We start from the raw sequence: 14,419 nt of genomic DNA on the forward strand, positions 1-14,419 counted from the left end.
CCTGCCAGCGATCAGCTAGAATGGCCGCCTTGCCGTTGCCGAGCCGAACATGACCACTGAATTGCCCCACGCCCAGCTCGACTGGGACGACCAAGGCCGCCCGCGTTCGCGGGTGTTTGACGATGTGTATTTCTCCGACCGGTCGGGCCTTGAAGAAACCCGCTACGTGTTCATCGAGCAGAACCGCTTGAGCGAGCGCTTTGCCGCGCTACCTTCGAATGGACGGCTGGTCATCGGCGAAACCGGTTTTGGCACCGGGCTGAATTTTCTCTGCGCCTGGCAGTTGTTCGAACAGCAAGCCGTGGCCGGCGCGCGACTGCATTTTGTCAGCGTGGAGAAATACCCGCTGAGCCCTCCCGACCTGCACCGCGCCCTCGCCCTTTGGCCTGATCTGAAACCGTTTGCCGATCAGCTGCTGGCGCAATACGTGGCCATCCACCAGGGTTTCCAGCGCCTGGTGCTCGATGGCGGACGGGTGACCCTGACCCTGCTGATCGGCGACGTGCTGGAACAACTGCCGCAACTCGACGCACAGATCGATGCCTGGTTTCTCGACGGCTTCGCCCCGGCAAAAAACCCGGAGATGTGGACCGCCGAACTGTTTGCCGAGCTGGCCCGTCTGGCCGCTCCCGGCTCGACCATCAGCACCTTTACCAGTACCGGCTGGGTCCGGCGCCTGCTGAATGCGGCGGGTTTCAAAATGCGCCGTACGCCGGGCATTGGCCATAAATGGGAAATCCTCCGTGGCGAATTCCTTGGCTGTCCCGAAGACGTACCTCTGCCGGTCACGAGCAAACCGTGGTTCGCCCGTCCCGACCAACTGATCAGCGAACGCCGAGCCTTGGTGATCGGTGGCGGGATGGCCGGTTGCGCCAGTGCCGCGAGCCTTGCGGCACGCGGCTGGCAGGTGAGTCTGCTGGAACGCCATGGCGCCCTGGCACAGGAAGCTTCGGGCAATCCGCAAGGTGTGCTGTACCTCAAGCTCTCGGCTCACGGCACCGCGCTGTCGCAGTTGATCGTCAGTGGTTTCGGGCATACCCGACGCCTGCTCGAACAGCTGCAACGCGGTGTCGATTGGGACGGTTGCGGGGTGCTGCAACTGGCCTTCAACGCGAAGGAAGCCGAACGCCAGGCGCAGCTTGCGGCAGCCTTTGCACCGGACCTGCTGCGGTTGCTGGATCAGTCGCAAGCGCAGGCTCAGGCGGGTATCGCTCTGGCCCATGGCGGCTTGTTTTTTCCCGAAGGTGGCTGGGTACACCCGCCCGCCTTGTGTCAGTGGCAAGCGGCGCATCCGGCGATTGAAGTGCTGACCCATCACGATGCGCTGGAGTTGCGCAAGGTCGATGAGCAATGGCAAGCCTGGGACGGCTCAAGGTTGCTGGCATGCGCGCCGGTGGTGATTCTCGCCGGTGCCGCCGAGATCAAGCGTTTCCCGGCCAGCAGCCAGCTGCCACTGAAACGGATTCGCGGGCAGATTACCCGCCTGGCACAAACCCCAGAAAGCGCAAGTCTGGCCACCGTGGTCTGCGCCGAAGGTTATGTCGCCCCGGCGCGGCTGGGCGAACACACCCTGGGCGCCAGCTTCGACTTCAAGAGCGACGACCTGACCCCGACCGCCGCCGAGCACGCTGGCAACCTGGAGTTACTGGAAGAAATCTCCAGCGACCTGGTCAAGCGCCTGCACGCCGAGCAACTGGACCCCGAGCAACTTCAAGGCCGTGCCGCCTTCCGTTGCACCAGCCCCGATTACCTGCCCATCGTCGGCCCCTTGGCCGATCACCAGGCCTTTGCCCAAACCTACGCCGCGCTGGGCAAGGATGCCCGGCAAGTGCCAGACATCCGTTGCCCTTGGCTGGACGGTTTATACGTCAACAGCGGCCATGGTTCTCGCGGCCTGATCACCGCCCCGCTGTCCGGCGAACTGCTCGCCGCCTGGCTGGAAAACGAACCGCTGCCGCTGCCCAGAAGCGTGGCCGAGGCCTGTCACCCGAATCGTTTCGCCTTGCGCACATTGATTCGCGGCAAGTCATGATGCAGGACCGGTATTACCTGGCGATGACGCGATCCACCGCCAGCTTGCCGGCACCTTCGAACAAAACCGCCAGGGTGCCACCGAGCAAGGCCAGGGCAAACTCATAGCCGTTGTTGCTCATGAACAAGCCATTGCTCGCATGCACCGAGAAGATCGCCACCAGCAGCGTGAACGTCAGGCCCAGTGCCGCAGGCCGCGTCAGCAAGCCGATGATCAGCGCCAGGCCGCCGAAGAACTCGGTACCGCCCGCCAGCAAGGCCATCAACTGACCCGGCGCCAGACCGATGCTTTCCATCCATTGCGCGGTGCCGGCCAGGCCGTAACCGCCAAACAGGCCGAAGAGCTTTTGCGCACCGTGGGCGGCGAAAATGATGCCGACCAGGATCCGCAGTACAGTCAGGCCATAGCCAGCGCGGGTAGTCAGAACGGTTTTGATCAGAGTGCTCATGGGGGTGGTGTCCTTGATGAAATGGGGTTGATTGGTCGCCATATTAATCAGTATTTATCTGGTTAAAAGCGCAAAAAACCCAAGATATCAATCAAGTTTATCGATCATTTTCGCGAGGCAATCTTTTGCGCCTCTGGCTCCAGCGACTCCCGCTCCCGATCGAACGCCAGGTAGTACTTGTTGACACTGTTCACATAGCTGACGGCGCCCATGCCCACCTGCTCCATGGCAATCCGTTCCACCTGGAAGAACCACTGGTTGGGATTCAACCCCCGACGCTTGGCCTCGGTGCGCATGCCCTGCACCCGCTCCGGCCCCATGTTGTAGGCGGCGAGAACAAAGGCCATGCGTTCGCGCTCATTGAGTTTGGGACTGGAGAAGAACTTGCGGCGGATCAGCGCCAGGTACTTGGCCCCGGCCTGCACATTGCTGTCGAGCGACTGAATGTTATTGACCCCCACCCGCTGCGCCGCAGACGGGGTAATTTGCATCAGGCCGGTCGGCCCGCTACCGCTCCTGGCATTGGGTTGCAGCGAGGATTCCTTGAACGCCAGCGCGGCCAGGTTGAGCCAGTCCATGCCTTGCTCGCGTGCATGCTTTTGCAGCACCGGGCGCAGCTTTTCCAGGCGCTGGCGATCGGCGCGGGCCAAGGGATAGTGGACCTTGTACTGACGCCGGTAGATGCGCAGAAACGCGGCGTCCTGATCCGAGGGGGTTTTATAGGTTTTCAGGAAGCGATCGATACTCGCCCGCAGCATCGACGCATCGCGCCGGACAAACCAGAACTCCTCGCCCGGCTCGCTGATAACCACCTGCCGGTCGAAGCGCAGCTTGGGCAGAATCTTGCCCCAGCGCTCGGCAATCGGTTGCTCGACGATGGTCAGTTGAAAAATCCCGCCCTGCACCATCTCCAGCACATCTTCGACGGCCAGGCTCGGATCGACCCATTCGATCTTGATCGGCGCCGATTTGTTCAATGCCAGCTTCTGGTTGATCTCATTGATCGCATCACCCGCCGCGCTGCCGGTGGTCAGCGCCACCGTACGCCCGGACAGTTGTTCAAGGCGGGTGAAGCGTCGCTCGCCCTTGATCCCGACCAACAACAACGGCACGTTGCTGACGATCGGGTCACTGGCGCTGACCCCTTTAGTGGACTGCAGGTCGAGCAGTTCACCGGGCGCCACCAGATCACCCTCGCCGCGCCGCAGGGCGCCGAGCAGTTGGTCCTTGGCCTTGGGGATGATCTTGAGGCTGATTTCCTGACCGTCGCGGGCATGGCCGTTGAGGTATTGCTCGAAAGCTCGCAGGCGGTGGTATTCGACGCCGATGGCCTGGCCCTGGACTTCACCGGAACTGTTGCGACTCTGGTTGACCAGTACTCGCAGAACGCGGCTGCCGCGGATTTCCGCCAGGTCGCGAACCTTGCTCGCCTGAGCGGCCACCGGCGGGCCGGCCAGACGCGCAACCGCCGGCAAGGGCAGCAGCATCGACAAGCACAGCAAAAGCAAAACCGAGGGTCGCGTCATCCGCTCTCCGGGAAGAATACTGTCCAGCCTCACCAGTTTTCGGGAAGTTGGGCGACAGAAACAGAGCGCCTGAGCGCAGACATTGGTGCGGAATACGGGCCCCGCGGCGACTGGTTTTTCAGCTGAAGCTGTCTTCCGACATCAAGAGACAGCTTTAACTCGTTGTAGTTCTTGGTTTTTCTTATAAATCTGCAGCTCTGATATGCTTTCCGGCCTTGGCCTGAGGTAGCACCATGCAACTCATCGATATCGGCGTCAACCTGACCAACCCCAGTTTCGCCGACAAACACCAGGCAGTACTCGACCGCGCCTATGCCGCCGGGATCTGCCAACTGGTCCTTACCGGCACCAGTGTCGAGGGCAGTGAGCAGGCGCTTGAACTGTGCCAACAACTGGACGAAAGCGGGCAGCGGCTGTTCTCCACCGCAGGGATTCATCCCCACTCTGCCAGCGACTGGAACGCCGACAGTGCTCAACGCTTGCGTGGCCTGCTCAAGGAATCGAGGGTGCGTGCCGTGGGTGAATGCGGGCTGGATTTCAACCGTGATTTTTCGCCACGCCCACAACAGGAAAAGGTTCTCGAAGAACATCTGGCGATGGCCGTCGAGCTGCAAATGCCGGTGTTCCTCCATGAGCGCGACGCCAGTCAGCGACTGCTGGAAATCCTGCGCGACTTCCGTGATCGCTTGCCCGCCGCCGTGGTCCATTGTTTTACCGGTGAGAAGCGCGCGCTGTTCAGTTACCTCGACCTCGATTTGCATATCGGCATTACCGGCTGGATCTGCGACGAGCGCCGCGGCACCCACCTGCACCCGTTGATTCGCGAGATTCCCGGCAGCCGCTTGATGCTGGAAAGCGATGCGCCCTATCTGCTACCGCGCAGCCTGCGGCCGAAACCGAAAAACGGCCGCAACGAGCCGGCGTACCTGACCGAAGTGTTGCGCGAAGTGGCGTTGCATCGAGGTGAGAGTCTTGAGGATGTGGCAGCCAACAGCACCGCCTGTTCACGGGCGTTTTTCGGGTTGCCAGAGGTGATGTGAAGCCGAAAAGATCGCAGCCTATCGGCAGCTCCTACGGATTTGTGTTCACCAGGCTATCTGCGGGTGTACAAGGTCGGCGTAGAGCTGCCGATAGGCTGCGATCTTTTGCGGCACACGCAGATTTCGACAACCATCATTGACCCACATCAACACTCCCCTCTCTAGATAGCGGCACAATAATGGCACCTTGCCAAAATTGTTTCCGCTATCAGAGAAGACCTTCCATGGGTGCCTGGCTTAGCAACATTTCACTGAAGTACAAATTCTGGGCCGTCAACGCGGTCGCGTTTATCACCACCTTGCTGTTGGTGCTGTATGCCGTACAGCTCGAGCAGCAGTCCCGTAGCCAGGCTTCACAAGCCCAGGCCCAGGCCCTGGCGCGCTTGCTCGATGCCTGGCCGAACGGACAGGCATTGCCCAAAGCCGGCCACCTGTTGAGCTTCAGTCGTGGTCAGGCGCCCTCTCTGAACGGAGAACCCTTGGCCGAACTGAAAAGCGCCAGCGGCTGGGTCGGACTCAACGTTATGCCGCTGTTCGGTGACAACCCGTTGATGGGCGCCGAGGTGGTGTCCCGAGCGGACGGTCAGCAGGTCGCCGTACTCGCCTATGGTCCGAGCCTGAGCCAGGTGTTCGGTGAGCGTCTGGCCAATTACGCGGTGGCGGTGTTCATTCTGATGCTGGCGATGCTCGGTGCCTCGCAGTTGCTGATCCGGTTTCTGCTCAGTCAACTCAATACCTTGAAAGACGTGATGTTGCATGTGGAAAAGACCGGCGATCTGTCGGCCCGTGTGCCCCTGGCGTGCAGGGATGAAGTCGGGCAGATGGCCAGTGCCTTCAATGCCATGCAAGCCGGTTATCAGCGGGTGGTCAACACCGTGGCGCGCACCGCGAAACAACTGGACGTCGGTGCCGCGCGACTGGCGTCGAGCATGACCGACGTACGCCAAGGCATGCTCGGCCAGCAAAGCGAGACCGACCAGGCCGCCACCGCGATCAACGAGATGTCCGCCACGGTTTATCACATTGCCCAACACGCGGGTGCGACCCGTGACCTGTCGCAGACCGCCGACACCCTGGCCGGCAGCGGACAAGAAGTTGTCAGCCGCGTGCAGAAATCGATTGCCGGACTTTCCAGCGGCGTCCAGCAAACCGCCGAGATGATTCAGCGCCTGGCCGAAGACAGTCAGAAAATCAACGGGGTGGTCGGGGTGATACACAGCATCGCCGAACAGACCAACCTGCTCGCGCTCAACGCCGCGATCGAGGCCGCGCGAGCCGGTGAAATGGGCCGTGGTTTTGCGGTGGTCGCCGATGAAGTGCGCAACCTGGCCAAACGGGTACAAACCTCCACCGACGAGATCACCCTGATGGTCTCCGCCCTGCAAGCCGGGACCCAGGATGCCGTGGACTTCATGCAGGAAAGCTCGTTCAAGGCCGACGATTGCGTGCAGCAGGCCCAGGAAGCCGGAGTGGCCCTTGCCGAAATCACCAACGCGGTGGCGCAGATGCGCGAAAGCAATACGCAGATTGCCGTGGCGGCCGAGCAGCAAAGTCAGGTTGCCGAAGAAATGAATCGCGCGGTGGTGAGCATTCGCGACGTGACCGAGAACACCGTGCAACAGACCATCGATTCGGCCACCACCAGTCATGAACTGGCGTCTTTGGCTGGTGAACTGAGTAAGGCGATAGGTCAGCTCAAGTTGTAAGGATGTCTTCGCGGACAAGTGTGGCGAGGGGGCTTGCCCCCCGCTGGACCGCGAAGCGGTCCCAAAATCAAGCAACGGGATCCTTCAGTTAAAACTCGGTAGCCAGTACTGCGACTGCTTCGCAGCCGAGCGGGGGCAAGCCCCCTCGCCACAAATGCCCTCCAGACTGAAGATTGACTGACACTCTAGATCCCCTCCCCGCCTATCACCCCCATAGCCAGCCTTGATTCGCCCAAGCCCACGGCCCGACCTATTCTTTATTCATGGGTTGCAACGAATCGAGGACTGCCAACATGGGCAAACGTCACCCCAATTTCTCCGCCTGGCAATGGCGTGTGTATCCTGGTAACCACCGCAATCCGACGAATCTGGTGTTGCAGCTGATTGCCGTGCAACTGTTTATCCTGGGGTTCCTGTTGATTGTTACGGGGGTGTTCGGGATGAGTTTTACGAGCGTTGCCATTGGCATCGTTAGCCTGCTCGCCGCGCTAGGTCTGCAACGCCACGGTCACAGCCTGGAGGCGTAAGTGTCTGCCAGCCATTCAATGATTGCGGGGGGCGCGCCTGGCGTGAGCGCCCCCTGCATTGATTGGCCGGCATTGATCGGGATCAGCCGAAAACGGTAACCGTTTGCCGGCTCATGGCGATCAACTGCCCTTCAGCGCTCCACAGTGCTGCAGCCGCATGACCATAACCGTCGCGGGCATGCTCGATCACCACCTGGTATTTGCACCAGTCCAGGGTGCTCAAATTCAGCAAGGGCTGGACGAATTCAATAGTCCAGGTCAGCGTGCTGCCTGCCGCCGGTTTACTCAGGTGCGGCAACAAGGCCGGAGGCCAGGCATCCACCAGCGCCAGAATGTGCGCCTCGGTCAACGGCTCTTCCTTCACATCCCCGCGCAAGCGCACCCAACCGCCCATGTCCCGCGACTTGTTGCCGGTGAACGGAAAACCGCCAACGCTCCAGCGCATCGCCAGATGGCGCATGAATTCCGGGGTCACGCCTTGGATGTAAGGCAGTTCCTGGCACTCGTCCCAGTGTTTCATGACCGGTGCCGGTTCGGCCGCGACGTCGATTTCCGAAGGTCGAGAAGCGCCAAAGCTGCCCTGGATCAGGGTCACCACCTGGCCTTTCTGCATGGCTCGGCCGAGTACCTGGCTGACCGCCTTGCCTTCGCGCAGAACATCCACTTCAAAGCTGATGGGTACATCCGGCTCGGCCGGGCCGACAAAGGTGATTGCCAACGAGCGCACCGGGCGATCGGCCGGGACTTTGGCGCGCATGGCTTCGTACTGCAAAGCGGCCACCAGCCCACCAAAGCTGGCACGCCCCTGGGCCCATTGCGCCGGGATAGACAGCTCGAGCGGAGAGCGACGGACAGCATCGACCAAATCGGAAAAGCGCATGAAAACCTCAGCCAGGAAAAAGACTCAAGGATCTTAACCATCCACCGATGGCTGCACAGCACTTATTCCGGCCAAAAAGACTGACAGATAAGCCGTACGCTACCGACTCCCCGAACTCCCGTAGCAGCTGCCGAAGGCTGCGTTCGGCCGCGTAGCGGTCGTAAACCCTGCCGACGCGGTTTAACTGTTACACCGCGAAAACCGCATCACGACTGCTGCGCAGCCGAACGCAGCCTTCGGCAGCTGCTACGAAGAGCGCGTCAGGATCTGAAGCAAGCCGCGCTCAGCTTGTCCAGCACGCGATCGGCGCGGTCTTCGGCCTGGGCCATGGTGGTTTGCCAGACCGCTACACAGGGCAGCAAATCGGGCTCTTGCTCGGCTTTGGCCAACCATTGCCAGCAATCATGCCAGTCGCCCAGCGCGCCCTGCGCAGACATGAGTCGAGGCATGGCCTGTTTGGGCAGGCGATTCAATTCGGGATAGGCTTCGATGGCATAACGCACACGCTTGATCAGCAGGCGCAAGCGATGCCGGTCATGGGCCGGATCGTGCAACGCCTTATCCAGAGATTTCCACTGCTTGGCCAGACGTTTTTCGATGCGCAGACGCAATCCTTTGAGCAGGCACTGGCGCTGGGAAGCGCGCAGAAAACGTGGAAAGGCGTCGAGGACAAGGAACAGTTGCGCCAGCTGCGGGCCGTTCGCCACGGCGGGATAAGCTTTGGCCATTTGCAGCATACGGCGCTCGGCCGCTGCAGGTTGACCGTGGCTGCGCAGATAGGCGGCCAGAACTTCCCGGTCGCGCAAGGGTGTGGTCAAGTCGCCGACCGCAGACGCCGCGGCCTCCAATTGCTCGACGCCGGGCAAACCGCGCAGGGGGCGCAACAGGCTGCGCAGACGGCGAGTCGTGGTCCGCAGATCGTGCAGCGCTTCATCATCGGTCGTTGCGTCCAAGCGGGCCTGGCAGGCCCGCAGGCGAACTTCCAGGCCTAACAACCGAGCCACCAACCGGTCAACCAAGGCAGACATGGGGGTTACTCCATAGAGGCAGCGGCACGTTGCAAGCTTCAAGCGACAAGCTGAAAGTCAGTGTATATCAAGCTTGCGACTTGCAGCCTGTAGCTTGCAACTGCTTCTCAGCGCCCCGCGCGGGACTCACGGATGTAAAAGCGGGCTTTCTCGGCTTTTTTGGTACAGCCTTCGTACGCCTCGAACTGCTGCTGAGTCTTGGCCCCGGTCAGCAAGGACAGCGCCTTGGAGTAGCTGACGGTGCCCGCGAAACCCTCGACCTTGGCCAGGTCCAGCTCACGCCAAGCCGCGTCAAGCTGGTTGCCGCAACTGTCACGGTACGCCGTCTTACCTGCACAACCAGCCAGAGCCAGCGCAATCAAAGGCAGACAAATCCAGGCTTTCATCAATGACACCTCAACATAGAAAAACAATCGTGCATGTAAGACGGTGGGCTGCGCGAAAAGTGCCTTGCCCAACCCCGAAGAATATAGCTGGCGCGAGAATACTCGCCTGTCGTCATTGATTGTCGAAAAAACCACTCTGGGCCGCCACCAGCCAGCCACAATGATTGAAGCGTGACCCTTGATGGGCGCATTGTTGACGCATATTCGAGAAGGGGCCAGTCATGAAAAAGCGCGTCGCATTGGTACTGGGCTCGGGTGGGGCCAGGGGGTATGCCCATATCGGGGTAATCGAAGAGATCGAAAGACGCGGTTTTGACATCGCCTGCATCGCCGGCTGCTCCATGGGCGCAGTAGTCGGCGGGATCTATGCCGCTGGCAAACTCGACGACTATCGGGACTGGATCGAAAGCCTGGACTACCTCGACGTATTGCGTCTGGTGGACGTCAGCTTCCGTCTTGGGGCGATCCGCGGAGAAAAGGTCTTCGGCCAGATCCGCAAGATCGTCGGCGAAATCAATATCGAAGACCTGCGCATCCCCTACACGGCGGTCTGCACGGACTTGACCAACCAGCAGGAAGTCTGGTTCCAGGAGGGCTGCCTGCATCAGGCCATGCGTGCCTCGGCGGCGATTCCCAGCCTGTTCACCCCGGTGATGCAGGGCAATCGGATGCTGGTGGACGGCGGCCTGCTCAATCCGCTGCCGATCGTCCCGGTGGTCTCCAGCCACTGCGACCTGATCATCGCGGTCAACCTTAACTCGACCAACCAGCGGCACTATCAATTGCCGATAATCCAGCGTCCCGCCGCCTTCAAGAGCCGGTTCGACAACCTGATCAACTCCCTCGGTTCGCGTTTGCCGTTTCGTCGCAAGCCCGCTGAGCAGTTGTTGCTGCTCGAACAGGAAGCCATGCGCAGCGAGTCTGCCGACCTGCGCAACCCGTGGATCGAGTCCGCCGAACCGGAAGCCCAGCAACCGGCTGCCGCCCCGGAAATCGAAGGTGAAGGAGCGCCAAGGTCGGCTACCGGTTCGTTCATCATCGACAACGTCGGCCCGGCGTCGCTGCTGGATCTGATCAACCAGAGTTTCGAGGTGATGCAAACCTCACTGGCACAATACAAGATCGCCGGTTATCCACCGGATATCCTGATCAACGTACCGAAGCGGGTGTGCCGGTTTTTCGAGTTCTACAAGGCCCCGGAGCTGATCGCCCTCGGTCGCGAGATTGCCCGGGATACGCTGGATCGGTATGAGAGTGAGAAGGATTGAAGATCAAAAGATCGCAGCCTGCGGCAGCTCCTACGCAGGCTGCGATCTTTTCAGGATCGACACCTAACTCAAGACATCCAACAACCGATACCCCACCCCCGCCTCGGTCACGATGAACCTCGGCTGTGTCGGGTCGTCCGCGAGTTTCTGCCGCAGATGCCCGACCACAATCCGCAGGTAATGGCTGTCTTCGGTGTGGGTCGGGCCCCAGATATCCTTGAGTAGTTGCTGCTGGGTGATGACCCGCCCCGGATACCGCGCCAGTTGCGCCAGCACCGCATATTCCTTGCGGGTCAGGGCCACTTCGTTGCCGTCCAGCAGTACCCGGCGATAGGCCAGGTCGACGGTCAGCGGGCCGAAGTTGAGCGCCGCTTCCCGGGCTTCGCCCGTCGGTGCCTGACGCAGCAAGGCGCGCACCCGGGCAAGGAATTCCTGAATACCGAACGGTTTGGTCACGTAGTCATTGGCGCCGCCATCCAGTGCTTCGACTTTCTGCCCTTCGCCAGCGCGCACCGACAACACCAGCACCGGCACCGTCGACCATTCGCGAAACTCACGCAGCACCTGTTGACCGTCCATGTCCGGCAAGCCGAGGTCGAGCACCAGCAAGTCCGGTTTGTTCAGCGCAGCCTGGGCCAGTCCTTCGCTGCCGGTGCCGGCCTCGAGGACTTTGTAGCCTTGGGAAACCAGGCTGATACGCAGGAATTTGCGGATCTGCGGTTCATCGTCGATGACCAAAATGGTCGCGGTCTGGCTCATGAATTCTGATCGCGGCAGGGAAAGATCCAAAGGGTATCAGGCTTCACTTTCAAAACCCGGCTGTTCCTGCAACGGCAGGTGCAGGGTGATGCAGGTGCCGCGACCGTCGATGCCATCGGCGACACTGATCCGCCCACCATGGGCGCCGACCATGCCCTGACAGATCGCCAGCCCCAGGCCCGTGCCCTGCCCGCCTCGATCCCCCCGGGCGGCGGTGTAGAACATGTCGAAAATCTTTGCCCGCTCCGCTTCCGGAATGCCGGGGCCTTCGTCGCTCACCGAAAAAAACAGCTCGCTGTCTGTCGAGCCGGCACTCAGTTGCAGGCGTCCCTGAGGCGGTGAAAAGCGCGCAGCGTTTTCCAGCACGTTGACCAAAGCCTGTTCGATCAGCGCGGCGTGAACATAGAGCAGCGGCAACTCGCCGGATACCTCGATGCTGACCTGCAACGGCGCCAGCACCGCGCGCAAGCGGTTGCGCGCGCTTCCGACGATGTCCGCCGGCGACACCCAGTCCCGCGCCAGTTTCAGGGTGCCATGGCCCAGACGGGTCATGTCCAGCAGATTCTGGATATAGCGATCCAGCCGCTCGGCTTCATCGCGGGTGCCTTCGAGCAGTTCGCGACGGTCCTCCAGCGGGATCGCTTCGCCCAGCGCCAGCAAGCTGTCGATGCTGCCACGCATGGACGTCAGCGGAGTGCGCAAATCGTGGGACACCGAGGCCAGCAAGGCGCTGCGCAGTTGCTCGGTTTCACCATGCAGGCGTGCCGCTTCCAGATCCTCGGCCAATTGCGCCCGAGCCAGTGCCTGAGCCAACGGCTGGCTCAACGCGGTCAATAAACGGCGGCGCTGTCCGCTGAGTGGCTGACCGTCTTTGCTGCTCACACCGAGTAATCCCAACGGCCCGTCTTCAACCGACAACGGCCACCACCACCAGCGCCCGAACGGCAAGGTGCCGGTGCCCATGCCCGCCGGTTGATCGTGTTGCCAGGCCCAGTCGGCGGCGGCGCGTTCGGCTTCGGAAAACTGCTGCGGACCGCCGGTTTCGACCTTCCAGCTGCTCGGCCCATCGCGATTGAGCAGGCACAGTTGCAGATCGCTCCAGCCATCGAGGTGCTGGGCGGCGGCGCTGACCACTGCCTGGCGGTCGGTGGCCGCGGTCAGTTTGCGCGACAGGTCGAGCAGTTCGCTGGTCTCTTCCTGGGTGTCGCGCAGGGCCTGCAACTGCCGACGCTGGCGCGCTGCGAGGTTACCGGTGAGGGCTGCCATCAGCAGGAAAAACAGCAAGGTCAGGACGTCCTCTTCGCGCTGGATGCTGAAGGAGAAATTCGGCGGAAGGAACAGAAAGTCATAGGTCAGGAACGACAACGCCGCACAGGCCAGGGCCGGGCCGAGACTGCTGCGCACCGCCACCAGCAGCACCGCGGCGAGGAACACCAGCGAGATGTTCGGCAGCGGCAACACACTGACCACCGCCCAGGCCAGGGCACTGGCCAGTACCGTCGCCAGCACGGCCAGCGCATAGTCGAACCAGACCACTGAATGCTCAGCGCGCATGCGCGGTGCCGGTTGGTCGGCGTCGCTGTCGAGGACGTTGATTTCCAGTCCTCGCGCATTGCGCAGTAACCGTGAGGCCAAGCCTCCACCGAACAGCCGACGGCGCAAACGCTGCCTCGACTGACCGACCAGCAGCAGACTGGCACGACGCTCGACAGCATGCTGGATCAAGGTTTTCGCCACCTCGCCAGCCCGCAACAACACCACTTCACCTCCCAGGCGTTCGGCCAGTTGCTGGGCACTTTGCAGGCGTAAACGCGACTGCTCGTCGCGCACGCTACCGTTATCCACATGCACCAGGCTCCAGGGCAAATGCCGACGCTGGGCGACCCGACTGGCATGGCGCACCAGGCGTTCGGCCTGGGCATCGCCATCGATCCCCACCAACAGGCGTCCGCGCACCGCTGGTGCCGCCTGGCCTAATTGGCGGTAACCCTGGGTCAAATCATTATCGACCTGGGCGGCGGCGGTCTGCATCGCCAGTTCACGCAAGGCAGTGAGGTTGGTCTGAGTGAAGAACGCGTCGATCGCCGCCCGCGCCTGTTCCGGCACGTAGACCTTGCCGTCGCGCAAGCGCTCCAGCAGTTCCCGGGGTGGCAGGTCGATCAACAGCAGTTCGTAGGCTTCCTGCAGCACCCAGTCGGGCAAGGTTTCGCGGACCTGCACGCCAGTGATGCCGCGCACCTGATCATTGAGGCTTTCCAGGTGCTGGACGTTGACCGTGGTGAACACGTCGATGCCGGCGGCCACCAGTTCCTGGATGTCTTGCCAGCGCTTGGCGTGGCGGCTGCCGGGCGCATTGGTATGTGCCAGTTCATCGACCAGTACCAGTTTCGGTCGGGCCTTGAGCAGACCATCGAGGTCCATCTCTTCGAGCATCACCCCGCGGTACTCCGAGCGCAGCAATGGCTGCTGCGGCAAACCACCGAGCAGCGCTTCGGTTTCCGCCCGACCGTGGGTTTCCACCACGCCGACCAGCACTTTCACCCCTTGGCGCAATTGGCTGTGGGCTGCTTGCAGCATGGCATAGGTCTTGCCGACGCCGGGGGCGGCGCCGAGGAAGACCTTGAGCCGGCCACGACCATCGCGGGGCAAGTCTGCTAACAGCGCGTCGGCGCGGCCGGAGTCACTCATGCTGGGTTTCGCCTTGTACGTCTTGAGATTGGTTTATGCCTGAAAAGATCGCAGCCTGCGCCAGCTCCTACGGAATCGGCGTCGCCCTGTTTTTACAGGGTTTACGCGGTCATTGTAGGGACTGCCGAAAG

Annotated in this window: 11 protein-coding genes and 1 pseudogene; 5 read left to right on the forward strand and 7 right to left on the reverse strand. The window is 61.6% G+C overall.

Going from position 1 to position 14,419, the window contains the following annotated elements:
- Window positions 1-49 precede the first annotated feature (49 nt).
- Window positions 50-2,032: a bifunctional tRNA (5-methylaminomethyl-2-thiouridine)(34)-methyltransferase MnmC2/FAD-dependent 5-carboxymethylaminomethyl-2-thiouridine(34) oxidoreductase MnmC1 gene (gene mnmC, locus AC3IUA_RS21740; protein WP_489356965.1), complete on the forward strand. Its 1,983-nt coding sequence runs from the start codon at window positions 50-52 to the stop codon at window positions 2,030-2,032.
- 13 nt (window positions 2,033-2,045) lie between these two features.
- Here the strand turns inward: mnmC and AC3IUA_RS21745 are convergent, their stop codons facing one another.
- Both AC3IUA_RS21745 and AC3IUA_RS21750 read right to left on the reverse strand, forming a co-directional pair.
- The gene (locus tag AC3IUA_RS21745) at window positions 2,046-2,480 is read right to left on the reverse strand and encodes a DoxX family protein (RefSeq protein ID WP_150806737.1); all 435 of its coding nucleotides are present in this window, start codon (window positions 2,478-2,480) and stop codon (window positions 2,046-2,048) included.
- A gap of 104 nt (window positions 2,481-2,584) precedes the next feature.
- Window positions 2,585-4,006 (reverse strand): MltF family protein, encoded by a 1,422-nt coding sequence (locus AC3IUA_RS21750; RefSeq protein ID WP_489356966.1) that lies wholly within the window; start codon window positions 4,004-4,006, stop codon window positions 2,585-2,587.
- Window positions 4,007-4,239: 233 nt separating this feature from the next.
- Between AC3IUA_RS21750 and AC3IUA_RS21755 the strand changes: the two genes are divergently transcribed.
- The 3 genes and pseudogenes from AC3IUA_RS21755 to AC3IUA_RS21765 form a co-directional block, all read left to right on the forward strand.
- Window positions 4,240-5,046, forward strand: coding sequence for a TatD family hydrolase (locus AC3IUA_RS21755; RefSeq protein WP_489356967.1), 807 nt, complete (start codon window positions 4,240-4,242; stop codon window positions 5,044-5,046).
- A gap of 224 nt (window positions 5,047-5,270) precedes the next feature.
- On the forward strand, window positions 5,271-6,752 hold the full coding sequence (locus tag AC3IUA_RS21760; RefSeq protein WP_489356968.1) for a methyl-accepting chemotaxis protein: 1,482 nt from the start codon (window positions 5,271-5,273) through the stop codon (window positions 6,750-6,752).
- A gap of 293 nt (window positions 6,753-7,045) precedes the next feature.
- A pseudogene (locus AC3IUA_RS21765) lies at window positions 7,046-7,163 on the forward strand (terminase); the annotation flags it as partial.
- 198 nt (window positions 7,164-7,361) lie between these two features.
- Here AC3IUA_RS21765 and AC3IUA_RS21770 read toward each other — a convergent pair.
- From AC3IUA_RS21770 to AC3IUA_RS21780, 3 genes are all read right to left on the reverse strand, one after another.
- On the reverse strand, window positions 7,362-8,159 hold the full coding sequence (locus AC3IUA_RS21770; protein WP_489356969.1) for an acyl-CoA thioesterase: 798 nt from the start codon (window positions 8,157-8,159) through the stop codon (window positions 7,362-7,364).
- A 260-nt stretch (window positions 8,160-8,419) separates the two neighbouring features.
- The gene (locus AC3IUA_RS21775) at window positions 8,420-9,187 is read right to left on the reverse strand and encodes a CHAD domain-containing protein (RefSeq protein WP_489356970.1); all 768 of its coding nucleotides are present in this window, start codon (window positions 9,185-9,187) and stop codon (window positions 8,420-8,422) included.
- A 107-nt stretch (window positions 9,188-9,294) separates the two neighbouring features.
- Window positions 9,295-9,573 (reverse strand): hypothetical protein, encoded by a 279-nt coding sequence (locus AC3IUA_RS21780; protein ID WP_489356971.1) that lies wholly within the window; start codon window positions 9,571-9,573, stop codon window positions 9,295-9,297.
- Window positions 9,574-9,794: 221 nt separating this feature from the next.
- Between AC3IUA_RS21780 and AC3IUA_RS21785 the strand changes: the two genes are divergently transcribed.
- Entirely contained in the window at window positions 9,795-10,841 is a 1,047-nt protein-coding gene (locus AC3IUA_RS21785) for a patatin-like phospholipase family protein (protein ID WP_489356972.1), read from the forward strand.
- 63 nt (window positions 10,842-10,904) lie between these two features.
- On the opposite strand, the gene AC3IUA_RS21790 is transcribed toward AC3IUA_RS21785, so the two are convergent.
- The gene (locus AC3IUA_RS21790) at window positions 10,905-11,600 is read right to left on the reverse strand and encodes a response regulator (RefSeq protein WP_489356973.1); all 696 of its coding nucleotides are present in this window, start codon (window positions 11,598-11,600) and stop codon (window positions 10,905-10,907) included.
- Window positions 11,601-11,636: 36 nt separating this feature from the next.
- On the reverse strand, window positions 11,637-14,288 hold the full coding sequence (locus AC3IUA_RS21795; RefSeq protein WP_489356974.1) for a DUF4118 domain-containing protein: 2,652 nt from the start codon (window positions 14,286-14,288) through the stop codon (window positions 11,637-11,639).
- Window positions 14,289-14,419: the final 131 nt, after the last annotated feature.

This window comes from Pseudomonas sp. KH_050 (assembly GCF_057838875.1).

Coding starts and splice junctions, on each gene's coding strand:
- mnmC (WP_489356965.1), top strand. CDS start 50: ATGACCACTGAATTGCCCCACGCCCAGCTCGACTGGGACGACCAAGGC.
- AC3IUA_RS21745 (WP_150806737.1), bottom strand. CDS start 2,480: ATGAGCACTCTGATCAAAACCGTTCTGACTACCCGCGCTGGCTATGGC.
- AC3IUA_RS21750 (WP_489356966.1), bottom strand. CDS start 4,006: ATGACGCGACCCTCGGTTTTGCTTTTGCTGTGCTTGTCGATGCTGCTG.
- AC3IUA_RS21755 (WP_489356967.1), top strand. CDS start 4,240: ATGCAACTCATCGATATCGGCGTCAACCTGACCAACCCCAGTTTCGCC.
- AC3IUA_RS21760 (WP_489356968.1), top strand. CDS start 5,271: ATGGGTGCCTGGCTTAGCAACATTTCACTGAAGTACAAATTCTGGGCC.
- AC3IUA_RS21770 (WP_489356969.1), bottom strand. CDS start 8,159: ATGCGCTTTTCCGATTTGGTCGATGCTGTCCGTCGCTCTCCGCTCGAG.
- AC3IUA_RS21775 (WP_489356970.1), bottom strand. CDS start 9,187: ATGTCTGCCTTGGTTGACCGGTTGGTGGCTCGGTTGTTAGGCCTGGAA.
- AC3IUA_RS21780 (WP_489356971.1), bottom strand. CDS start 9,573: ATGAAAGCCTGGATTTGTCTGCCTTTGATTGCGCTGGCTCTGGCTGGT.
- AC3IUA_RS21785 (WP_489356972.1), top strand. CDS start 9,795: ATGAAAAAGCGCGTCGCATTGGTACTGGGCTCGGGTGGGGCCAGGGGG.
- AC3IUA_RS21790 (WP_489356973.1), bottom strand. CDS start 11,600: ATGAGCCAGACCGCGACCATTTTGGTCATCGACGATGAACCGCAGATC.
- AC3IUA_RS21795 (WP_489356974.1), bottom strand. CDS start 14,288: ATGAGTGACTCCGGCCGCGCCGACGCGCTGTTAGCAGACTTGCCCCGC.